The sequence below is a fragment of the Streptomyces auratus genome, from assembly GCF_050433025.1.
Taxonomy (GTDB): Bacteria; Actinomycetota; Actinomycetes; order Streptomycetales; family Streptomycetaceae; genus Streptomyces; species Streptomyces sioyaensis.
The window spans coordinates 2279598-2302299 of sequence record NZ_JBNGCB010000003.1 but is presented as its reverse complement, the minus strand read 5'-3'; the positions used below and the strand labels follow the sequence as shown (position 1 = coordinate 2302299).

Below are 22702 nucleotides of genomic sequence, written 5' to 3'. Positions count from 1 at the left end.
CCGGCGAAGTCCCCCGCGGGTACGGCAGGTTGCAGACGGCCCGGGCGGACGGGCCGGGCAAGCGGAACGGACGGCCCGGCCGAGCGGCCCGGGGTGGGCCGCCCGCCCCTGCCCGCCCGCCGGCAAGCGCTTCCGGGCCGCGTCCGGCACGCTGGGCCCATGAGAGTGTGCAGCGGACGGTCCGTCACGGGGCGGGCGCCCGCCGGGAGTGAGGCCGGCGGGTGAGTGCGGGCAGCGAGCGGGCCGGGACGGGAGCCGCGCCCCGTGCCGGCGGGGCCGGCGGGCGGAGCGGGGCCGGCGCATGAATGTGTGGCAGCTGGTGGCGGTCGGCCTGGTGATGCTGCTGGGGCTGCTCGGGGTGCTGGTGCCCGGTATCCCCGGGCCGCTGATCGTGTGGGCGGGCACGGTGTGGTGGGCGCTGTCCGAGAAGTCCGGCCTGGCGTGGACGGTGCTCATCGGCGCCACCGCCGTCCTGCTGCTCAACCAGGTGGTGAAGTGGCTGCTGCCGGCCCGCAATCCGCGGGCCGCGGGCGCGCCGTACCGGACCCTGTTCCTGGCGGGGGTGGCCGGCATCGTGGGGTTCTTCGTGGTCCCGGTCCTCGGATGCCCGCTGGGCGCCGTCGGCGGCCTCTATCTGCTGGAACGGGTCCGGCTCGGCGGCCACGGCCAGGCCTGGGCCTCGACCCGTACGGTGCTGCGCGCCACCGGCCTGAGCGTGCTGGTCGAGCTGTTCGCCTGCCTGCTGGTCGCCGGGGCCTGGGCCGGGGCGGTGTCGGCGGGCTGAGGCGTCAGCCAGGGCGGCGGCCGCCGCCTCGTACCCGGTCTCGTCGTCCATCACGCCCGCAGTGTGTGCCGCGCGCGACGCACCCGGCTGGCGGACATCGGACGTGGCGTTCCGGGGGAGGGACCGGCCCCTCCCCCGGACTGCTGCCTCAGCGCTGCGGCCCCCGCTTCCGCTCCATCATGTGCCGGCCCAGCGCCTGCTTCTGCTTCCAGTCCCGGCGGAGCTCGGCGCGCAGCCGGGCGTCCGTCTTCGCCACGATGCGCTGGTTCTCGCGCTGGAGCTTCCGATAGCTCTCCAGCCGCCGGACGGTCAACTCCCCGCTGTCGACGGCCTGTTGCACCGCGCAGCCCGGTTCGCCACGGTGTGCGCAGTCGTGGAAGCGGCACTCCTCGGCCAGCTCCTCGACGTCCGAGAACGTCCGGGCGAGGCCGGTGTGGGCATCCCACATTCCGACGCCGCGCAGCCCCGGTGTGTCGATGAGGACCCCGCCACCGGGCAGCGGCCGCAGATCGCGGGTGGTCGTGGTGTGCCGTCCCTTGCCGTCCCGGTCGCGGATCGCCTGCACCAGCTGCACCTCCTCGCCGACGAGGACGTTGACCAGGGTGGACTTGCCCGCACCGGACCGGCCCAGCAGGACGGAGGTGCCGCCCGCGAGCACGGCACGGAGCACATCGAGCCCGTCACCGGTCGCCGAACTGACCGCCAGCACCGGCACTCCGGGCGCCGCGGACTCGACATCCGCGACGAGATGCGCGAGGCCCTCCGGCGCCCCGGCCAGATCCGCCTTGGTCAGCACGACCACGGGCTGTGCCCCGCTCGCCGGGGAGGAGGCACAGGTGTCCAGCGGTCCCTCGTCGGCCGCGCTGGACATCGCCAGCGCCAGGAACCGCTCGATCCGTCCGAGGTCCAGCGGCTCCGCGAGCGAGACGCAGATGACGATGTGGTCGAGGTTGGTGGCCAGCACCTGGCCCTCGGCCCGCTTCGAGGACGTGGACCGCACGAATGCCGTACGGCGCGGCAGCAACGCCCGTACGACACCGTCGACATGGGCTCCGCTCCGGCCGTGGGCGAGGTCGAGCACGGCCCAGTCCCCCGTGCACGGCACGCGCAGGGGATCGCCGGTGGCCACCGGTGCGGTGTCCGCCAGCACGGTCCGGACGCCGTCGCCGTCCGGCACGACGGCATCCACCCGCCCGCGGTCCACGCGGACGATCCGGCCGGGCAGGAACCCCTGCTCGGCATGGGGAACAAAGCTCTCCGCGAATCCCTGGTCCCAGCCATAGGCGGACAGCGGGTGCGCAGCGGAGAAGGTGAGGTTGAACAACGGGTTGGCCCTTCAGAGGGTGGGGCCCCGGCGCCGCGCGCCCACGCGCGGAAGTGAGAGGTAAAACTGCGTCAGCCGGAGGCCACGGGGGTGGGGTTGAGGAACTCCTGAATGCGGGCAGTGCCCACCGCAACGGCAGTCATCAATGTCCTCACCTCCCGTTCGCTCACACGGCCGGCGACGGCGGCCACGGCCGCCGTCCCGAATGCTGGGGACGTTAGCGCGGTGCCGGTCGGGGGTGCCACCGATTTTCTTCCGGCCGCGGCGGACCGCCACCGCGGCCGGGCCCCCAGCCCTTACGTCCTGTATGCCGGCCTGCCGCAGGGCCGCACCGAGAGCCGGGCACCCCCTGGCTGAGCAGAATGCTAAATATGGGTCATGAGGGAATTTTTCCGGCGTGAGCGTGACGATTCCCCGGATTCGTCACGCTCCCCGGGACGGCACCTGCACTCACTGCTGGCCACCCACAGCGTCGCGGGCCAGGTGTTCGTACTACAGCTCGCGCTCACGGTGCTGCTGGTCGTCGCGGCGGTGGTGGCCCTGTTCTTCCAGTCGGAGCGAGCGGGTACCCAGGAGGCCCGGCAGCGTTCGGCCGTCGGCGCCGAGACCTTCGCCCATGCGCCGGGCACCCTCGCCGCCATGCAGTCCGCCGACCCGACCGCGCGGCTGCAGCCCGCGGCGGAGGCGGCACGGAAGGCCTCCGGTGCGGACCTGATCGTCGCGCTCCGTCCCGACGGCATCCGCTGGACCCACACCGATCCCCGCCTGATCGGCAAACCCGTCCCCCGCCGGCCGGCGCTCGACGGCAAGGCGCACACCGCCACGTTCACCACGTCCGTCGGCCCCGCGGTGAGCACCACGGTGCCGGTCCGCGCCGAGAACGGCTCGATCGCCGGACTGGTCTCCGTCGCGATCCGCGTCCATCAGGCGGACGAATGGACGGTGCGCCAGCTGCCGCTGCTGCTCGGCTCCGCCGCCGCGGCGCTGCTGCTGGTCACCGGCGGGGCGGCATGGGTGAGCAACCGGCTGCGGCGGCAGACGCACGGGCTGCATCCGGCCGAGATGCGGCGGATGTACGACCACCACGACGCGGTGCTGCACGCCGTACGGGAGGGCGTACTGATCATCAGCAGTGGCGGGGTGCTGCTGCTGGCCAACGACGAGGCCCGGCGGCTGCTCGAACTGCCCGCGGACGCGGAACGGCGCCCGGTCGCGGACCTGGGCCTGACGGCGCGGCTGAGCACCCTGCTGGCCTCGGGACGGCCCGCGACCGACGAGGTGCATCTGGCGGGCGACCGGCTGCTCGCGGTCAACGTCCGGCCCACCGCCCCTCGCAGCGGCCCGGCCGGGACCGTGGTGACGCTGCGGGACACCACCGAGCTGCGGGCGCTGGCCGGCCGGGCGGGGGTGGCCCAGGAGCGGCTGAAGATGATCTACGACGCGGGGCTGCGGATCGGCACCACGCTCGATGTGGGGCGCACCGCCGAGGAGCTGGCGGCCGTCGCGGTCCCCCGGTTCGCCGATGTGGTCACCGTCGAACTGCTGGAACCGGTGCTGCACGGCGACGAACCGGCGGCCGGGGCGAACGCCGTGCTGCGGCGGATGGCGATCCGCGGTCTCCCCGAAGAGTCGGCGACCTACCGGGTGGGCGAGGCCCTCGCCGTGGTGGCCGGCACCCCGATGGGCCAGGTACTGGCGAGCGGACGGCCGGTTCTCGTGGCGGATCTGCGCAGGGCGGACGAGTGGCGGCGGCAGGACGTGGCGGGCACCGAGCGCGTGCTGGAGCGGGGGATCCGGTCGCTGATCGCGGTACCGCTCCAGGCGCGGGGCGTGATCCTCGGACTCGCCAACTTCTGGCGGGCCGAGGCCTCCGGCCGCTTCGAGGAGGAGGACATGACGTTCGCCGAGGAGCTGACCGCGCGGGCCGCGGTCGCGATCGACAACGCCCGCCGCTACTCCCGTGAGCACACCACGGCCGTCACCCTGCAGCGCAGTCTGCTGCCCCAGACGCTGCCCGAGCAGTCCGCCCTGGAAGTGGCCCACCGCTATCTGCCGGCCCACGCCGGGGTCGGCGGCGACTGGTTCGACGTCATCCCGCTGCCGGGCTGCCGGGTGGCGCTGGTGGTCGGCGATGTCGTCGGCCACGGCCTGCACGCCGCCGCCACCATGGGCCGGCTGCGTACCGCGGTCCACAACTTCTCCGCCCTCGATCTGCCGCCCGATGAGCTGCTCGGTCATCTGGACGAACTGGTCAGCCATATCGACACCGACGAGGCGCGGGCGGCCGGCCTCGGCACCGGCCACGGGGGCGGGCCCGGCGACGAGGGGCTGTGGCCGGGCGGTGTGCCCGGCGACACCGACGGCGGTCCGGCGGGCGCGGGGCGCACCGGCATCACCGGCGCGACCTGTCTGTACGCCATCTACGACCCGGTGGGCGGCCGGACCACTCTGGCCAGAGCCGGCCACCCCGGGCCGGCCGTGATCGGCCCCGACGGCACCGTCTCGTTCCCGGAGGTCCCCGTCTCCCCGCCGCTGGGCCTGGGCGGCAGCCTGCCGGTGGAGACCGCGGAGCTCACCCTGAGCGAGGGCTCCCGGCTGGTGCTGTACACGGACGGGCTGGTCGAGAACCGTGACCGCGCCATCGACACCGGTCTGGAGCTGCTCCGTACGGCGCTGGCCGCCGGGGCCGACCGCACCCCGGAGCAGACCTGCGCGGCGGTCCTCGCGGCGATGCTGCCCGACCATCCCAGCGACGACATCGCCCTGTTGGTGGCCCGTACCCGGCTGCTGGACCCCGCCCGGGTCGCCGACTGGGAGGTGGCTTCCGACCCGGCGGCGGTCGCGCCCGTCCGGGCGGCCTGTCTGGACATGCTGGCGTCCTGGGGGCTGACGGCGGCCCAGTTCACCACCGAGCTGATCCTCAGCGAGCTGCTCACCAACGCCATCCGCTACGGCGCCCAGCCGATCCGGGTCCGTCTGCTGTACGACCGCAGCCTGATCTGCGAGGTCTCCGACGGCACCAGCGCCTCCCCGCATCTGCGCCGGGCCGCCACCACGGACGAGGGCGGCCGCGGGCTCTTCCTGGTCGCCCAGTTCGCCCAGCGCTGGGGCACCCGATACACCCCCGGCGGCAAGGTCATCTGGACCGAGCAGTCCCTCGACGGAAGCCGGCCGGACACCGGACCGGAGTCGGCCGACGACGTCCTCGACCAGTGGGGCGACGTGCCCGAGCTGTGAGGGCGGCGGTGCGTGACGGCCGTGGTGCGGGCGCCACCCGGTCGCGCCATGGTCGCCCGGGTGCACCCCGGTTGTCCCCTGGCTAGGCTGCTTCAGGGGGCCGAAGACATGATCTTGGAGGCTCCCGTGGTGCAGCTGCCCGAAGCGCGAGATGTGGCCCCCCGTCTGGCCACCGGCGCCTTCCTCCTGAACTCCGGGCTGATGAAGCTGCGGGCCGACCGGGCGACCGCCGAGGGCGTGCACGGGATGGCCGTCGTCGCCTATCCGTTCCTCGACCGGGTTCCCGCCGAGCGGTTCACCCGGCTGCTGGCGTACTCGGAGATCGCGGTCGGCGGCGCGCTGCTGACGCCGTTCGTGCCCACCCGGCTGGCGGGACTGGCGCTGACCGGGTTCTCCGGCGGGCTGGTCGGGCTGTATCTGCGGACCCCGGGGATGCGGCAGCCGAAGAGTCTGCGGCCGACCCAGGACGGCTTTCCGCTGGCCAAGGACTTCTGGATGCTGGGCATCGGGCTCGGCTTCCTGGGGGCCGCGCGCCCCTGGAAGCGGACCGCGTCCCGCCGGCGGCGGGCGGCCTTCCCGCGTTGCCGCCACCGGTGCTGCCGACGCTGACCACCCGGCCCGTCCCGTCGTACGCGGCGCCGCCGGCCGTGACCGCAGGGACGCGGGCGTCGGCCCGGCCCGGCCCGGCCCGGGGCAGTCGGCCCGGCCCGGGGCAGTCGGTGCGGACCGTCAACCGGTGCGGACCGTCACCCGGTGCGGACCGTCACCCGGCCGAGCGGCGCCGGACGGTGCGCAGGGCGGCGGCCCCGCACGCGCCGGCGGCAGCGGCGACGAGAAGCATCAGCAGACTCGTCCGGTCCTGCGCCCGGAAGGCCAGGTCGGAGTGCCCGTTCAGCACGAAGCCGTCGTAGAACAGCCAGGAGACCAGGGCCACGACGGGCACCACGACCGGCCGGGCGAGCGCGGAGACGGCCACCGTCAGCAGGAGGAAGGCGGCCGGCGCGACCGGGGAGGGGGCACTTCGACCGGTCAGCATCAGGGCGGTCACCAGGAGCGCCGCTCCCACCGCGCCGAGCGGCAGGGCGAGGTCACGCGCGAGGGTGCGGCCGGGTGCCACCGGGTGGGCCGGGGGCGCCGTCATGCGCGGCGGGGGCCGGCGTGCGCGGGGGCGGCGCGGGGGCGCCGGCCGGTGCAGCAGAGCCACGGGGAACACCTCCAGCTGTGGCCCCTGCGGCGGACCGGTGCGGTCCCGTGGACCCGCGGTGGACCCTTGCCGCCAGACTGCGCGCCGAAGGCCGGGCGGGCGCGCCACCGCGCGGTCCTTAACGCCGTTCGTACGGCCGGCGGACGCTTCCTGACGTCGTCTTAACGCCTTCTTGACGCCGGGTGTGACGTCTGATGCGGGGCGGGCGACGACAGCGTCCTCACAGTGATGCATACTCGCTGCTCGTTGCCCAAAACGAACGACCGAAGATCGGCAGGACGCGCTCACATGACCACCACTGTCCAGGCGGACCCCACGCCCCCCGCCCCCGCCTCCCGGCGGTGGCGCGCCTGGCTGCTGGACGGGCTGAGCAGTCAGGCCGCCCGCCACCCCGGGCCGCACGGCACCCCGCCGGCCGAGCACCAGGGGCACTCCTGGTGGCGCGTCATGTGCCTCACGGGTGTCGACTACTTCTCGACCCTGGGCTACCAGCCGGGCATCGCCGCGCTGGCGGCCGGCGTGCTCTCGCCGTTCGCCACCCTCGTCCTGATCGCGCTGACCCTGCTCGGCGCCCTGCCGGTGTACCGCAGGGTCGCCAAGGAGAGCCCGAACGGCGAGGGTTCGATCGCCATGCTGGAGCGGCTGCTGCCGTGGTGGGCGGGCAAGCTGCTGGTCCTGGTGCTGCTGGGGTTCGCCGCCACGGACTTCGTCATCACCATGACGCTGTCGGCCGCGGACGCCTCGGCGCACGTCGTGGAGAACCCGTTCGCCCCTCCCCTGCTGCACGGCGCGAACCTGTGGATCACCTTGCTGCTGCTGGCCGCCCTGGGCGCGGTGTTCCTCAAGGGTTTCCGTGAGGCGATAGGCATAGCCGTCGGTCTGGTCGGGGTCTATCTGACGCTGAACGTCGTCGTCCTGGCCACCGCGGCCTGGCACGTGCTGTCGCACCCGGTGGTGATCGACAACTGGTGGGGCACGCTGACCGCCGGGCACTCCTCGCCGCTGGCGATCGTCGGTGTGGCGCTGCTGGTCTTCCCCAAGCTGGCGCTGGGCATGTCCGGCTTCGAGACGGGTGTCGCCGTCATGCCGCAGATCCAGGGCGACGCCGCCGACACCCCCGAGCGCCCGGCCGGCCGGATCCGCGGCACCCGCCGGCTGCTGACCACCGCGGCGCTGGTCATGAGCTGCTTCCTGCTGCTGTCGAGCCTGGCGACCACCCTGCTCATCCCGCAGAAGGAGTTCGACACCGGCGGCGCGGCCAACGGGCGTGCGCTGGCCTATCTGGCGCACCAGTACCTCGGCGAGGGCTTCGGCACCGTCTACGACATCTCCACCATCGCCATCCTCTGGTTTGCCGGCGCCTCGGCGATGGCCGGACTGCTCAACCTCGTACCGCGCTATCTGCCGCGCTACGGCATGGCACCGGAGTGGACCCGGGCGGTGCGTCCGCTGGTGCTGATCTTCCTGGCCATCGCCTTCGGCATCACGTTCTTCTTCGACGCGAGCGTCGACGAGCAGAGCGGTGCCTATGCCACCGGTGTGCTGGTGCTGATGCTCTCGGCGTCGTTCGCCTCCACCGTCGCCGCCCGCCACCGGCGGCTGCGCGCGGCCACCGCCGGGTTCGGCGCCATCACCCTGGTCTTCGGCTACACCCTGGTCGCCAATGTCATCGAGCGGCCGGACGGTCTGAAGATCGCCTTGCTGTTCATCCTCGGCATCCTGCTGACCTCGTTCGCCTCGCGTGTCCACCGGGCCTTCGAACTGCGCGCCGTACAGGTCGACTTCGACGAAACGGCACAGCGGCTGATCGACACCGCGCTCGCGGCCGGGCCGCTGCGGGTGATCGCCAACGAGCCCGATGAGCGGGACGCGGCGGAGTACCAGGAGAAGGAGTACAGCCAGCGCGAGGAGACCCATATCCCCGACGGCCGGCCGGTGCTGTTCCTGGAGGTGACGGTCCGGGACTCCTCGGACTTCACCACGGATCTGCACGTCCGGGGCGAGGAGCGGTACGGGGCGCAGATCCTGCTGGTCGAGGGCGCCGGCGTGGCGAACACCATCGCCGCCGTACTCATGCAGCTGCGCGAGCACACCGGCCAGGTGCCGCACATCTACTTCAACTGGACCGAGGGCCATCCCGTCAGCCATCTGCTGCGCTTCCTGGTCTTCGGCGACGGCGAGGTCGCGCCGGTCACCCGGGAGGTCCTCCGCCGCGCCGAGCCCGACCCGGCCCGGCGCCCGCGGGTCCACGTGGGCTGAGGCGGCGGACGGCCCACTCCGGCAGGCGGCCCAGCGGACGGTGCCGGCGGCCGCCCGGGCACCGGGTGGCCGCTCGTCCCCTCCTCGGCCCGTTGTGACACGCTGCGCGCAGAGGTCCGGCGGTCCGGTCGCCGGGCCGCAGCGACCGGAAGAGCAGCGCCCATGAATACGTCGGACACGTCGAACACGACGGACACCCCGGGCCGGGCGGCCGTCACCCCTGCCGTGCACCGCGACGCCGTCGCGACGGAGACCGCGCGGTTCGTGGCGGCACTGGACGGCGCGGACCTGTCGGTCCCGGTGCCCGGCTGCCCCGACTGGACGCTCCGGGACCTGGTCGCTCACACCGGGAGGGTCCAGCGGCTGTTCGCACTCCTGCTGCGCCGGCGGGTCCAGGAGCCGCCGCGCAGCCGTGAGGTGGAGTTGCAGCTGCCCGCGGACGACAGCGGCTGGGCCGACTGGCTGACGGCGAGTGCGGCGGAGGCCGCCGATGCCTTCGCCGGGACCGACCCGGATGCCCCGATGTGGGCCTGGGGCGCCGACCCGCACGCCCGGTTCTGGATGCGGCGGATGCTGTTCGAGACGCTGGTGCACCGCACCGACGCGGAGCGTGCCGTCGGTCTCCGGCCGGTGATCGATCCCGCCCTCGCGGCCGACGGCGTGGACGAGTTCCTGGTCAATCTGCCGTTCGCGGCCTCCTTCGCCCCCAAGGTGGCGCACCTGCGCGGCAACGGCGAGACCCTCCGCTTCCGGTGCACCGACACGGCCAGCGACTGGCTGGTCCGCCTGCGGCCCGACGGCTTCGGCCTCGCCCCGCAGACCGCGGCCCCCGGCTCCGCCGACGCCGGTGTCGAGGCACCCGCCGCGGACCTGCTGCTCCTCCTGTACGGCCGCCTCGACCGCGGCGCGGACGCCGTCGAGACCGTCGGCGACGAGCAGCTGCTGGCGCGCTGGTTCGCCAACTCCGAGTTCTGAGGCGGGTGTTGGGAGCCGCCCACGCGCGCTCCGACTGGTCGACGGGCACCGAACCCCGCCTCGCCGCACCCCACCCGGTGACGGGCGGCGCACCCTGCTCCATGGCAGCCTGACGCTCGGGTGTCACACCGGCTCTGCCCCACGGGTCACGTCTGCGGCACACCACCACGACGGACGGGATGGGTGACCGATGGACGAGCAGGACCTGCTGGCGGAGCGGTTCGAGCGGCACCGCCCCCGGCTGCGGGCGGTGGCTTACCGGGTGCTCGGCTCGACCGGCGAGGCGGAGGACGCCGTCCAGGAGGCCTGGCTGCGGCTGAGCCGCTCCGGCGCCGGTGAGGTGGAGAACCTCGGAGGGTGGCTCACCACGGTCGTCGCGCGGGTGTCGCTCGACATGCTGCGCTCGCGCGCGAACCGGCGGGAGGACTCCTGGCAGGCGCACCGGGCGGAGGCGGCCGCGGGGCCCGCGGAGGAGGCCACCGGCCCCGAACAGCAGGCGGTGCTCGCCGATTCCGTCGGCCTTGCGCTGCTCGTCGTCCTGGACACGCTGGCGCCCGCCGAACGGCTGGCGTTCGTGCTGCACGACATGTTCGCCGTGCCGTACGACGAGATCGCCCCGGTCGTCGAGCGCACCCCGGCCGCGGCCCGGCAGCTCGCCAGCCGGGCCCGCCGCCGGGTGCGCGGCGTGCCGGGCCTTCCCGAGACCGATGTCGTCCGCCAGCGCGAGGTCGTCGACGCCTTTCTCGCGGCCGCGCGCGGCGGGGACTTCGGGGCGCTGCTGGCGCTGCTCGACCCGGAGGTGGAGCTGAGCACCGACGCCGCGGCCGCACTGGCGGGGGTGAGCCCGGCGCACGGGCCGGCGGCGGTGGCCGAGACCTTCGTGGGACGCGCCAAGGCCGCACAGCCGGCGCTCATCGGGGGCACTGCGGGACTCACCTGGGCCCCGGGCGGCACCCCCCGGGTCGTCTTCGGCTTCACCATCCGGGACGGCCGGGTCGTCGCCATCGAGCTGCTCGCCGACGCCCAGCGCATCGGCCGGCTGGATCTGGAACTCCTGGCCGGCTGAGCGGCCGTGGCGGGGACCAGGGGCTGCTCCGCCCCCGGCCTCCCACCCGTCCCTACGGTGCCTGGACGAGCCCCTGACACGCCGCGGACCGGCGAGGTGACCGCGGGCGGCAGCTGACCGGCCGGGCCGGGGCACCGCCGCGGCCACGTCAGCCCGGCCACCCCCTACGACACCGACACCGCCCCTCCCCCCCCCGCATTACGCTCGCATCACGCCCCGTCGACCAGCCGGTCCCAAGAATCGCTACCGCCGGGTAAATGGCGAGCCATCGGCTATACCCGGTAAGCGAGTTGCGGCGTGAAATCGGACAGATAGCGCACATCCCCCGCACCCCGGTCTTCAGGGCCCCCGAGGCCTTCAATCCGAAGGGCGAACTGGAGATTCGTACGTATGGACCATCTGTTAATCTGCCCGCTCCTGGATGTTCCTCCATCTCCAGTCCCCCCAAGCACCCTTTGTCCGCCGGGTGCAGCGAGGTGTCCCGAACGTGTACAGCACTCCCTTTTCTCCCGCAGAGGCCAGATCCGCGCGGGCCCGGGTGGGCCTGAGCACGGCTCAGGTGTCCCAGGCCATGACGGCGTGCGGAGCGCCGGTCCGTCCCGAGCTCGTCGAGGCCTGGGAGTACGGTGCCCAGCTCCCTACCGAGCCGCAGCTGTTCGCCCTGGCCGATGTTCTGTGGTGCGCGCCGACCGTGCTGATGGGCGTCGAACCGCGGACCCTGGCCGAACACCGGATGGCCCGCCAGCTGAGCGTGGAGCGCCTGTCGCAACTGATCGGCATGGACCCGGCCCGATACCGGGCGGCCGAGGCGGCACAGCAGTGGACGGGCGACTACCGGCAGACCAAGGCGCTGGTGGACGCGCTCGGGCTGTCGCTGCGCAAGCTGATCGCGGTGATGGGGCACGACGAGGAGCTGGCGGGGCATCTGCGAGCGGCCATCGACGGGCGCTGGAAGTCGCACGTCGGGCCGGTCGCCGCGATCAGCACGCTGAACAAGAGCCGGGTGAGCGACGCCCTGCGCACGATGCATGCGGAGTTCGCGGAGTTCTCCGAGCGCTATATGGGGCATGTGGTGGCGCGGAGCGCCGACGCCCGCCTCAAGGAGGTCGCGGGCGAGCGCTCGGCGTATCTGCGCCGGCTGGTGGACCACTTCTGGGAGCTGATCGGGGACGCGGGCGAGGCGCCGCCGTTCAACACCGTGGCCACGCACTGACGGGACGGCGCGGGGCACCGGGCGCGGACGGACGGAAACGGGCGGGGCGGGACGTGTCACCGAGTCCCGCCCCGCCCGCCCGCGGCGTCGGCGGACTCAGTGGCCGGAGGCGCCCCACTGGGGGCCCTGCGGGTGCGGCGGGTACTGCGGGCCTGGCGGGGTGTGCGGCGCCGGGGCTCCGTGCGGACCGTACGGGTCGGCCGGCGCGTACGGGTCCGCGGGCGCGTGGGCGTCCATGGGGCCGGGCGCTTCGGCCGGTTCGTCGGCCTCGATCTCGTCCCAGTCGATCTCCATCGTCCGGCGGCGGGTGAAGACGTTGAAGAAGAGGTTCAGCAGCACGGCGGTCAGACTGCCGAGGGTGATGCCGCTGTCGAGGACCGCCCGGACGTCCTCCGGCATCCGCTGGAAGAACGGCTCGACCGCGGTGGGCAGCAGCGAGGCGGCGAAGCTGACCGCCAGGATCAGCGCATTGCGCTCCTCGCGCAGATCCACCTTGCCCAGGATCTGGATACCGACCGTGGCGACCATGCCGAACATCGCGATCGCGGCGCCGCCGAGCACCGGGTGCGGAATCGCGGCCACCACACTGCCCGCCTTGGGCAGCAGCCCCATCACGATCATGAAGCAGCCGGCCGCGACCACCACGAACCGGCTCATGACCTTCGACATCCGCACCAGGCCGATGTTTTCGGCAAATGCCACGTACGGAAAGGAGTTGAGCACCCCGCCCAGAACGGTGGCGAGACCGTCCGCACGCAGGGCATTGGCGACGGTGGTGTTGTCGATCCGCTTACGGGTGATTTCGCCGATGGCGTAGACGTCTCCGGTGGTCTCCACCATGGTGATCAGCATGACGACGACCATGGCGATGATGGGGAAGAGCTCGAACTTCGGCATTCCGTAGTGGAATGGCGTGCTGACACCGAACCAGGCGGAATCCTTCACGGCACCGAAATCCGCGTCGCCGAGGAACCAGGCGACCGCCGTGCCGGCGACCAGGCCGAGCAATACGGCGAGGCTGCTCAGATACGGCTTCCCCACGCGCACCACGAGCAGGATGAACAGCAGGGTGCCCAGCGCGTATCCGAGGTTCTTGAGATCGCCGTATCCGGGGTGTCCGATCAGCTGCGCACCGCCGGCCGCGTCCTTCAGCCCCTGCGGGATCAGGGTGAGGCCGATGATGGTGAGGATGGTGCCGATGACGACCGGCGGGAAGTACTTCACCAGCTTGCTGAAGAACGGGGCGAAGAGGAAGGTCGCTATGCCTGCCGTGATCACCGCGCCGTAGACGACGAGCAGGCCGGCGGTGCCGCCGCCGGCCCCCAGGCCGATCGCGATCATCGGCGAGACGGCGGTGAAGGTGACGCCCTGGACCAGCGGCAGCCTGGCGCCGATCTTCCAGATGCCCAGAGCCTGGATGATCGAGGCGATACCGCAGGTCAGCAGGTCCGCATTGATCAGATAGACCAGCTGTTCGTGGGACAGGCCGAGGGCGTTCCCGAGGATGATCGGGACGATCACCGCGCCCGCGTAAAAGGCGAGGACGTGCTGGAAGCCGTAGAGCGTGAGCTTGCCGACCGGGAGCACCTCGTCGACCGGGTGCGTGCCGTCGCGGGAGAACTGCTCGGGGTCGTGTCGGGAGACTCGTGCCATCTCTGCCTTGCCTTCAGGAGGTAGGTGAATAAGAAGGGACCGGCCCCGCCGCACCACAGGACGGACGGGCCGGCTGGGTCCTACAAAGCCGACGCTCTGCGGTGTTGCCGGCACTACGCAGCCCTGCGCTGTACTTAACGTCCTGGTTCGGCAGGACTTCCTTCGATCAGCGCAACAAATTCCGGCATTTCCATGGAATTTGCAGGTGAGGCCAATCGGATCGCTCACCCTAGTTGACCTGTGCCCTTTCTCGCGAGTAACCGGTCGTATGCGCTCGCATAAAGGGGGATCATGTCGCGAAATGCCGTTTTGGGCAGGGCTTTTGTGGGCTGCGGTGCTGCCGCGCGAAGAGGCGGAGGCGGTCCCTCCGCCGTAAAATTCTGGTATGGCCGAGTGGCAGGGTTCGCCCACCGCGCCGGAGCTCGTCGTCGAGTCCGACGGCGGCACCCAGGTGATGGACCCCGGCCGCGTCTACCACGTCGGACGGGACCCCGCGAGCGAGGTCGTCCTGAGCGACGCGCGGGTCTCCTGGCATCACGCGGTGCTCCGGGCCAAGGCCGGGCACTGGACCGTGGAGGACGAGGGCAGCACCAACGGCACCTACGCCGACGGGCGGCGGGTGCAGGAGTCCGGGGTCGGGCCGGGCAGTGTGATCCGGTTCGGCAACCCCGCCGACGGGCCGTGCGCGGTGCTCTCCGCGCCGCCCCGCCCGACCCGGGTCGAGCGGCCCTCCGCCGTTTCCCACCCCGCGGGCACCAGCACCTTCCGCCGCCCCAGTGCGGTGCGGCCGCTGCCGGCCGCCCGGACCACCCGGATCGGCCGCGCGAGCGACAACGACCTGGTCGTCGACGACCTCACGGTCTCCCGCCGGCACGCGGAGCTGCGCGCGGGCCCGGACGGCTTCGAGATCGTCGACCTGGACAGCCACAACGGCACCTACCTCAACGGCCAGCCGGTGGACCGGGCGCCGATGATCCCCGGCGACATCGTCGGCATCGGGCACTCTGCGTTCTCCCTGGTCGGCGATGAACTCCAGGAGTTCATCGACACCGGCGAGGTGTCACTGGACGTGCAGGACCTGGCCGTACGCGTCGACAAGGGCCGCAAGACGCTGCTGGACAAGGTCTCGTTCCCGGTGGGTGAGAAGTCGCTGCTCGCCGTGGTCGGACCGAGCGGCGCGGGCAAATCGACGCTGCTCAACGCGCTGACCGGACAGCACCCCGCGGACCACGGCACGGTGCTCTACGACGGCCGTGACCTCTACCGCGACTACGCCGAGCTGCGCCAGCGCATCGGACTGGTCCCGCAGGACGACATCCTGCATCTGCAGCTGACCGTGCGCCGGGCGCTCGGCTACGCCGCGCAGCTGCGCTTCCCCGAGGACACCGCGAAGGCCGAGCGGCAGGCGCGGGTCGACGAGGTGATCCATGAACTGGGCCTCGACCAGCGGGTGAAGCAGCCGATCCACAGCCTCTCGGGCGGCCAGCGCAAGCGGGTGAGCGTCGCGCTGGAACTGCTGACGAAGCCGTCGCTGCTCTTCCTCGACGAACCGACCTCCGGGCTCGACCCCGGAATGGACCGCTCCGTCATGCATATGCTGCGCGGCCTCGCGGACGACGGCCGTACCGTCATCGTCGTCACCCACAGCGTGCTGAGCCTCGATGTCTGCGACCGGCTGTTGATCCTGGCGCCGGGCGGCACGATCGCCTACTACGGGCCGCCGCAGGAGGCACTGCACTACTTCGGGTACACGCAGTGGCCGGAGGCGTTCGAGGCCTTCGAGAACGACAAGGGCCGTGACTGGTCGGGCGAGTTCCGCGCCTCGCCGCAGCACCGCCGCTACATCGCGATGGAGTCCCACCAGCCGCCGCGCGCCCCGGAGGCGCCGCGGGGACCGGTGGCCGCGCCCAAGGCGCAGAGCTGGGGCAAGCAGCTGCACACACTGGTCCGGCGCTATGCGGCGGCACTGACCGCCGACCGGACCTTCCTGATCATCATGGTGGCGCTGCCGTTCATCATGGGGGCCATGGCGCACGCCCTGGCCGGGTCCTCGCTCGCCGAGGGCGCGGGCGCCATCAACGCGCTGCTGATCCTGTGTGTCGGAGCGGTGCTGACCGGCGCCGCCAACGCGGTACGGGAACTGGTCAAGGAGCGGACGATCTATCAGCGGGAGAGAGCCGTCGGCCTGTCCCGCTCGGCGTATCTGATGTCCAAGGTGCTGGTGCTGGGGTCGATCACGATCGTGCAGGCCGTGGTGCTGACCCTGGTGGCGCTGTTCGGCGTCAACCTGAGCGCACCGGGCGGCAAGGGCGTGTTGCTGCCGCCACTGCTCGAAATCACCCTGGCGGTGGCCCTGTTGGCCTTCACCGCCATGATGCTCGGCCTGTTCGTGTCCGCGCTGGTGCGGAAGGAGGAGGTCACCATGCCGCTGCTGGTCCTCCTCGCGATCGTCCAGGTCGTGTTCTGCGGTGCGCTGCTGAAGCTGACCGGCGTGCCGGTGCTGGAGCAGCTGTCGTGGCTGGTGCCGTCCCGGTGGGCGCTCGGCGCCATGGCGGGCACCATCGATCTGCACCATCTCGTACCACAGGCAAGCACCACCGACCCACTGTTCCAGCACTCCGCGGGAATCTGGCTGCTGGACATGGGCATGATGATCGTGCTCTCGCTGATCCTCGGCTTCGTGGTGCTCAGGCTGCTGCGGCGGCACGAGCCCGAGATCATGCGTGAGTAGCGCCCGGGAGCCGCCGATGACCTCGCCCGAGTTCCTTCCCAGCCATGTCGTCCCACCGGAGGGGATGGCGACCTGGGCGGCCCCGGACACCACCCGCCCGTCCTCGCCGCTCGATCCGCTGCTGCCGGTCCAGGTCATCGACCGCCGGGGCGACTGGGCGCTGGCGCTGTGCTCCAACGGCTGGTCGGCCTGGGTGGACGGCCGGCTGCTGCTGTCCGTCCCGCGCGAAGCGCCGGCCGCCGCACAGCCCGCCGCCCGGACCGCGGACCCCCGGCCGTTGCTGGGCGCGGTGGAGGAGGAACTGAGCCGGTACCGGCACCTGGTGGAGGAGCTGGCCGCCGGGCAGCTGGACGGCGAGTCGTTCACCCGGCGCACCCGGGGCAACCGGCTGGGAGTGGTCGTGGACGGCGATGCGGTCTGGCTGTACGACGCCCGGCACGAGCGCTGGTGCTACTGCGACGGGGTGTCGTTGCAGACGTACGCCGTGGGGTCGAAGCCCTCCTCACGGCCGGGGCGGCAGAGGCCGCCGGAGCCGGGCTCCGGGGGGCGGGACGCGCCGGACGGGCCGGGGGACGCGGCTGACGCACCGGACGGGCCGGAGGGCAGGGCCGACGTACCGGAGGGCGCGGCGAATCCGGCGCAGGAGCCGGCCGGCCCGGCATCCGGCCCCGTATCCGGGCCCGCCGCCCCCGAACCGGCTCCCGGCCCTGCCGGGCCGCCGGACGGACCGCCCCCGCCGGACCCCGACCGGACCCGGGCCATGGACCCCGGCGGTCCGCCGCCGGCCGCCGGACGCGGGTGACCTCCGGTGAACGGCGAGCAGGAAGCCGCCGGCCGGGGCCAGGAGCGTGCCACGGCCTCGGACGCCCCCACGCTGCGCGGGCGGCAGCTGGCCGGGTATGTGCTCCAGGACGAGATCGGCCGGGGCGGGATGGCCGTGGTCTACCGTGCGGAGGATCTGCGGCTCGGCCGCACCGTGGCGGTCAAGGTGCTGGCACCCGAACTCGCCCGGAACGACACCTTCCGGCAGCGCTTCACCCATGAGTCGCGGGTGGCCGCGGCGATCGACCACCCGCATATCGTGCCGGTCTTCGAGGCCGGGGAGACCGAGGGCGTGCTCTACATCGCGATGCGCTACGTCCAGGGGCGGGATCTGCGGGCGCTGCTCGACCGCGACGGGCCGCTCCCCCTGGAGACCGCCTGCCGGATCGCCCTCCAGGTGGCCTCGGCACTGGACGCCGCCCATGCGCACGATCTGGTGCACCGGGACGTCAAACCGGGCAACATCCTGATCGCCGAGGGCACCGACAGCGACCGCCCCGAGCACGCCTACCTCACCGACTTCGGGCTGACGAAGAAGTCGCTGTCGCTGACCGGGTTCACCAGCGTCGGCCAGTTCGTCGGCACCCTGGACTACGTGGCACCGGAGCAGATCTCGGGCCGCCCGGTGGACGGCCGCTGCGATGTCTACAGCCTGGCCTGCGTGCTCTTCGAAATGCTGACCGGGGCACCGCCGTTCCGGCGCGACGACGACATGGCGCTGTTGTGGGCGCACCAGTACGATCCGGCGCCGGCCCTGACCCGGCAGCGGCCGGATCTGCCGGAGTCCGTCGACACGGTGTTCGCCCAGGCCCTGGCCAAGGCGCCGGAGAACCGCTACGAGACCTGCCGGGGGTTCGTGGCGGCGCTGCGCGCGGCCGGCCGGACCGCGGATCCCGGGGCAGCGGTGGGCGCCACCCGCGCGCATCCCGTGACGCAGGTGGACGCCCAGGCGGACCCGGGCGGCCGGCGCAGCGCGGCGCCCCCGCCGCCCCCGCGCTGGGCCACCCCGGTCTTCCCGGGCCGCGCGGGGCAGCCGCCGGCGGCGTGAGGTCAGGGCTCCCGTGGGCGCTGCGGCGCCGGTACCTCGCCGGGATGCCGTACCCGCCGCGCCAGCAGGCTGCCGAGGAAGCCGGTGACCAGCCCCCATAGGAGGCCCACCCCCACCAGGCGCAGGAGTTGCGGATCCAGGGTGACCGCGTTGCCCAGGCCGCCCCCGAGGTCGCCGACGCCGAGCAGGGAGAGCCCGAAGCTGGCGGAGATCCGGGTGAGCAGTCCGACGGTGAACAGGGTGAGCGCCAGCGCCACGGCCATCTCGACGGCGTGCCGCCAGGCCGGCCGCCGGGCCGGGGAGCGGACCGCCGCGAAGAAGGCGGCCGCGAGCAGCACCACGGCCGCCACCGCCACCAGTAGCCAGACCCGGCCGTCGTACGCGGAGAGCGAGTGGAGGTCCAGGGTCCGCTGCCCGCGAGTGCGCAGCACCTGGTCGAGGGCGGGCGGCACGGGCAGTCCGATCGCCTTGTCGACATGCCCCACCCAGCCGCCGCCGGTGCCGATACCCAGCGCCATCCAGGCCAGGTTGGGCAGCCCGAGAAAAATGACGGCGAAGGTCCGTGCCGGATCCCCCCGGGCGAAGAGCTCGACGATGCCGATGACCAGCCCGATCGCGGCATAGGCGAGCAGGGTCAGCAGCATCGCGAAGGCGGGTGGCCGGACGGAGTCCTGGAAGTGCAGCAGCCGGGGGGAGAGCGGGGCCCGGCGCGAGATGAGGAAGGTCAGCACGAGCAGCGCCAGCACCCAGAGCAGCCCGACACCGAGCGTCGCGGGCACGTCGGCGCGGAAACCGATGACGGGGGTGGCGCCCAGCTCGGCGCCGAGCTGATCGGCGAGGTCGTTGCCCACCGTGATCCGGAAGTCGTGCGAGGACGCGAGCGCGAGCAGCAGCAGAAGCACCAGCCAGCACACCGCCGTGCGGGCGATCCGGCCGAGCAGCTCCCCGGTGCCGGCCACCGCCCGGTGGCGCAGCGGCAGCAGGAAGACGGCGGCGGTCACCAGCGCACCGGCGAGCGTGACCGACAGCGGTACGGCGTCGAGGTTCGCGTGGGCCTGGGCGAGCACTCCGGCGTCACCGGACAGGCCCACCGAGCCGCCGGCGGCGACCACCACGGTGGCCGCGACCACCGAGGGGAAGGCCCCGCCGGGGAGGTCCGCGGCGCCGGCCGCCCACAGGCCGAGCGTGGCGATCACGATCATCGTGACGATGCCCGCCACGGCCGTCCCGAGCGCGTGTGCCCAGGCCCGTACCTCGGGCGGGGCGCCGTGGACGGCTACCGGGCCGGGGGGACCGGCCGACGTGGGGCCTCGCAGCTGGCTCACGCTCTCTCCTGCCGGTACGGGACCGCCCTTGCAGGCGATCCGCCTGATGGACCGCCTGCAAGCTGCTGCGCACGGGGCCATGGCGCTCCGCCGGGGGACGCGCAGCGCGGTGCCGTGCCCGCATGGACGGCTGTCCCCACCACCGTAAGCACCCTGTGTACCGCCCCGCTTGCGGACCGTACCGAACCCGGGCACACAATGGCCTTGACATCGACAAACACGGGCAAAATTCGCATAGCCGGATGGCCCACACGCGTCGGAAGGGCCACCCGTGACTTCTTCACCGCCGCCGGACAGTCACCCGACAGGACCGCCGTCGGGTCCGCTCTCCGGCCACCCGCACGAGCCCACACAGGTGGCTCCGCAACCAGGAGCGCGGCCGGAGGAGCCCACCACGCCGGTAACCGCCCCCCGCCCGGGCGGACCCAGCGGCCCGGGTGGCCCCGGCGGACGCGGCGGGGGCGGAGGCGGCGGGGGCGGCGGAGCCGGGGGCGGCAGGCCCTGGTGGCGGTCCGCACCGCGGGTCGCGATCATCGCCGCGGTCGTGGTCGCGGCCGTGATCATCACCATCGTGCTCACCCGGCCGAGCGGCACCACGAGCGAGGTGTTCGCCGAGCCGGCCGCCTCGACCGGCCCGAACCCGGTCACCGAGTCGTCGGCGAACGAGTCCACCCCGACCACGTCCGCCACGCCCAAGCAGTCCAGCGGCTCCAACAGCGAATTCTCGGGCGCGACCCCCGGCCTCTACGGCGGGACCGAGAACAGCGCGAGCTGCGACGTCGAGAAGCAGATCAGCTACCTCACCGGCGCCCCCGCGAAGAACCAGGCGTTCGCCGGCGTCGTGGGCGTCACCCCGGGCGATGTCCCGCGCTATCTGCGGTCGCTGACGCCCGTACAGCTGGCCTATGACACCCGGGTCACCAACCACGGCTACAAGGACGGCAGGACCACCGAATTCCAGTCGGTCCTGCAGGCCGGCACCGCGGTCATGGTCGACGCGTACGGCGTGCCGCGGGTGCGCTGCAAGTGCGGCAACCCGCTGACGCAGCCGAAGGCCCTCCAGGGAAGCGTGAAGACGGTCGGCACGAAGTGGCCCGGATACCGGTCCTCGAACGTGGTCGTCGTCAAGCCCGCGAAGTCCAAGATCAAGGAATTCACGCTGCGCAACCCGAAGACGGGCACCTGGTTCACGCGCCCCCAGGGAACCACCGGCACCGCCGACAGCCCGACCTCCCCGCCGTCCGAGACCCCCAGTGGACCCTCCTCCTCCCAGCCGCCGCCGAACGAATCCCCGTCGTCCGGCGAGACGTCCTCCGGGACCACCGGCTCCCCGGGTACGAGCACCGGCGAGACCACCGGGCAGCCGCCGGGGACCACGGGAGGCAGCAACACCACCGGCGGGACGCCCTCGTCGACGGGAGGGGAGACCGGTCCGGGCGGTGGGACCACCGGCGGGGGGACGCCGAGCGAAGGGGTGCAGGGCGGCGGTACGGGAACACCGGGCAGCGGCGGGGGCGGCACACCGCCCTCCAGCTGACGCTTCCGGCCCGCTGACGCTTCCCGACCGGCTGCCCCTGTCCGCCCCTGTTGCCCGCGGCGGGGCCGCGGGCAACAGGGGCGCAGCCATGTGCCCATGGCCGGCCGCCATGCGACCGAGGCCGGCCACCGTCCGTGGCCGGCCACCGCCGACTACCCAACAGCCCCGATATCGAACTGTGTCCTCATGAATCGGTGCACGAGGCAACCATCTCGGCAGACACACCCTCTGCATATGCGGCGGGTGCATCGACAGCCCTGAACGTGACCCCTCAGGGCCGGGCTCCGCCACTGTCAGCTGTTCTGCTTTGGAGGGACCCCCGTGCACGCCGCATCACGCCGCCACTCTGCCCGGTTGATACCCGCCCTGACCGCGGCGGCCGCACTGTTGAGCGCGTGCGGGCCGGGTACGGACGCGTCGAAGGCGGACGAGCCGGCGACCAAGGTGACCGTCACCCCGGCCGCCGGAACCAAGTCGGCCAAGCTCGGCTCGCGGATATCCGTGCGGGCCGACGGCGGAAAGCTCACCTCCGTCGAGGTCAAGACCGACAAGGGCGACAAGGTCGCCGGACGGCTCGCCGGTGACGGCACGTCATGGACCTCGGACGGCAAGGTCGCGCCGCAGACCACCTACACCGTGCACACGAAGGCGAAGTCGGCCAAGGGCAAGGAATCCTCCGGCACCTCGGACTTCACCACGCAGCAGGCCGACAAGGTCAACAAGCTCACCAACACCCCGGGCGGCGGCCAGACCGTGGGCAGCGGAATGCCGGTCTCGATCCTGTTCGACCACCCGATAGCCAAGGACCGGCGCGCCGAGATCGAGAAGGCGCTGACGGTCTCCACGCAGCCGAAGGTCCAGGGTGCCTGGGGCTGGGTCAAGGACTACTCCGGCAAGGACCGGATCGACTGGCGCCCCAAGGACTACTGGCCGACCGGCACCAAGGTCTCCGTGAAGGGCGCGCTGTCCGGGATCAACTCCGGCACGGACGGCGGCTGGTTCGCCCGGGACTACAACTTCGGATTCACCATCGGCAGCGACCACAAGGCCGTCATCGATGTCCCGTCGCACACCATGACGATGTACGACAACGGCAAGAACGTCGGCACCATCCGCGGCTCCGCGGGCTCCCCGGAGGCCCCGACCCGCGGCGGGGTGCACACCGTACGCAGCAAGAACGCGGCCGAGACGATGGACTCCGCCACCATCGGGTACGGCGACAAGTGGATGCTGGACTCCAAGTGGGTCACCCACCTCACCGCGTCCGGGACGTTCCTGCACTCCGCCCCGTGGAACAAGTCGATCGGCGTGGAGAACAACAGCCACGGCTGCTTCGGCATGACCACCTCGGACGCCAAGAAGGCCTACGACTTCCTCCCGATCGGCTCCACGGTCGAGGTGAAGGGCACCAGCAACACCGACAAGACCGATGTCGGCAACGGCCTGGAGGTCTGGCAGGAGAGCTGGCAGCAGTGGCAGCAGCGCAGCGCGCTCAAGCACTGACCCGGGCGGCAGCCCCGACTC

General features: G+C 72.7%; 16 protein-coding genes. 12 read left to right on the top strand and 4 right to left on the bottom strand.

Annotated features, from left to right (window positions below):
- Positions 1–301: 301 nt before the first annotated feature.
- A complete protein-coding gene (locus tag BKA18_RS29775) occupies positions 302–784 on the top strand; it encodes a DUF456 domain-containing protein (protein WP_093486218.1) in 483 nt (160 codons plus the stop codon).
- A 148-nt stretch (positions 785–932) separates the two neighbouring features.
- Here the strand turns inward: BKA18_RS29775 and rsgA are convergent, their stop codons facing one another.
- Positions 933–2108 carry a ribosome small subunit-dependent GTPase A gene (gene rsgA / locus BKA18_RS29770; protein ID WP_366045828.1) on the bottom strand — a complete coding sequence of 392 codons (1176 nt, stop codon included), beginning with the start codon at positions 2106–2108 and terminating at the stop codon, positions 933–935.
- 378 nt (positions 2109–2486) lie between these two features.
- Between rsgA and BKA18_RS29765 the strand changes: the two genes are divergently transcribed.
- Together BKA18_RS29765 and BKA18_RS29760 are read left to right on the top strand one after the other, a co-directional pair.
- A complete protein-coding gene (locus BKA18_RS29765) occupies positions 2487–5345 on the top strand; it encodes a SpoIIE family protein phosphatase (RefSeq protein ID WP_366045827.1) in 2859 nt (952 codons plus the stop codon).
- Positions 5346–5453: 108 nt separating this feature from the next.
- Positions 5454–5954 (top strand): hypothetical protein, encoded by a 501-nt coding sequence (locus BKA18_RS29760; RefSeq protein WP_429638715.1) that lies wholly within the window; start codon positions 5454–5456, stop codon positions 5952–5954.
- A gap of 154 nt (positions 5955–6108) precedes the next feature.
- On the opposite strand, the gene BKA18_RS29755 is transcribed toward BKA18_RS29760, so the two are convergent.
- Complete coding sequence (locus BKA18_RS29755) at positions 6109–6549, bottom strand: DUF4118 domain-containing protein (RefSeq protein WP_366045826.1); 441 nt, start codon at positions 6547–6549, stop codon at positions 6109–6111.
- Positions 6550–6837: 288 nt separating this feature from the next.
- On the opposite strand from BKA18_RS29755, the gene BKA18_RS29750 reads away from it, so the two are divergent.
- The 4 genes from BKA18_RS29750 (at position 6838) to BKA18_RS29735 (ending at position 12062) form a co-directional block, all read left to right on the top strand.
- Positions 6838–8808 (top strand): APC family permease, encoded by a 1971-nt coding sequence (locus tag BKA18_RS29750; RefSeq protein WP_366045825.1) that lies wholly within the window; start codon positions 6838–6840, stop codon positions 8806–8808.
- A gap of 162 nt (positions 8809–8970) precedes the next feature.
- Positions 8971–9783, top strand: a complete 813-nt coding sequence (locus tag BKA18_RS29745) for a maleylpyruvate isomerase family mycothiol-dependent enzyme (RefSeq protein WP_366045824.1) — start codon at positions 8971–8973, stop codon at positions 9781–9783.
- A 190-nt stretch (positions 9784–9973) separates the two neighbouring features.
- Positions 9974–10849 carry a sigma-70 family RNA polymerase sigma factor gene (locus BKA18_RS29740; protein WP_366045823.1) on the top strand — a complete coding sequence of 292 codons (876 nt, stop codon included), beginning with the start codon at positions 9974–9976 and terminating at the stop codon, positions 10847–10849.
- Between the two features lie 571 nt (positions 10850–11420).
- Positions 11421–12062 carry a hypothetical protein gene (locus BKA18_RS29735; protein ID WP_040899813.1) on the top strand — a complete coding sequence of 214 codons (642 nt, stop codon included), beginning with the start codon at positions 11421–11423 and terminating at the stop codon, positions 12060–12062.
- Between the two features lie 96 nt (positions 12063–12158).
- Here the strand turns inward: BKA18_RS29735 and BKA18_RS29730 are convergent, their stop codons facing one another.
- Positions 12159–13715, bottom strand: coding sequence for a nucleobase:cation symporter-2 family protein (locus BKA18_RS29730; RefSeq protein WP_366045822.1), 1557 nt, complete (start codon positions 13713–13715; stop codon positions 12159–12161).
- A gap of 385 nt (positions 13716–14100) precedes the next feature.
- Between BKA18_RS29730 and BKA18_RS29725 the strand changes: the two genes are divergently transcribed.
- The 3 genes from BKA18_RS29725 to BKA18_RS29715 are packed head-to-tail and all read left to right on the top strand — an operon-like array spanning position 14101 to position 18316.
- The gene (locus tag BKA18_RS29725; protein WP_366045821.1) at positions 14101–16446 is read left to right on the top strand and encodes an ABC transporter ATP-binding protein/permease; all 2346 of its coding nucleotides are present in this window, start codon (positions 14101–14103) and stop codon (positions 16444–16446) included.
- 16 nt (positions 16447–16462) lie between these two features.
- Positions 16463–17248 carry a hypothetical protein gene (locus tag BKA18_RS29720; protein ID WP_366045820.1) on the top strand — a complete coding sequence of 262 codons (786 nt, stop codon included), beginning with the start codon at positions 16463–16465 and terminating at the stop codon, positions 17246–17248.
- 6 nt (positions 17249–17254) lie between these two features.
- Complete coding sequence (locus BKA18_RS29715; protein ID WP_366045819.1) at positions 17255–18316, top strand: serine/threonine-protein kinase; 1062 nt, start codon at positions 17255–17257, stop codon at positions 18314–18316.
- Positions 18317–18318: 2 nt separating this feature from the next.
- Here BKA18_RS29715 and BKA18_RS29710 read toward each other — a convergent pair whose 3' ends face one another.
- Complete coding sequence (locus BKA18_RS29710) at positions 18319–19641, bottom strand: streptophobe family protein (RefSeq protein WP_366045818.1); 1323 nt, start codon at positions 19639–19641, stop codon at positions 18319–18321.
- A gap of 556 nt (positions 19642–20197) precedes the next feature.
- On the opposite strand from BKA18_RS29710, the gene BKA18_RS29705 reads away from it, so the two are divergent.
- Both BKA18_RS29705 and BKA18_RS29700 read left to right on the top strand, forming a co-directional pair.
- The gene (locus BKA18_RS29705) at positions 20198–21178 is read left to right on the top strand and encodes a DUF6777 domain-containing protein (protein WP_366045817.1); all 981 of its coding nucleotides are present in this window, start codon (positions 20198–20200) and stop codon (positions 21176–21178) included.
- A 321-nt stretch (positions 21179–21499) separates the two neighbouring features.
- On the top strand, positions 21500–22681 hold the full coding sequence (locus BKA18_RS29700; protein WP_366045816.1) for a L,D-transpeptidase: 1182 nt from the start codon (positions 21500–21502) through the stop codon (positions 22679–22681).
- The last annotated feature ends 21 nt before the right edge of the window (positions 22682–22702 follow it).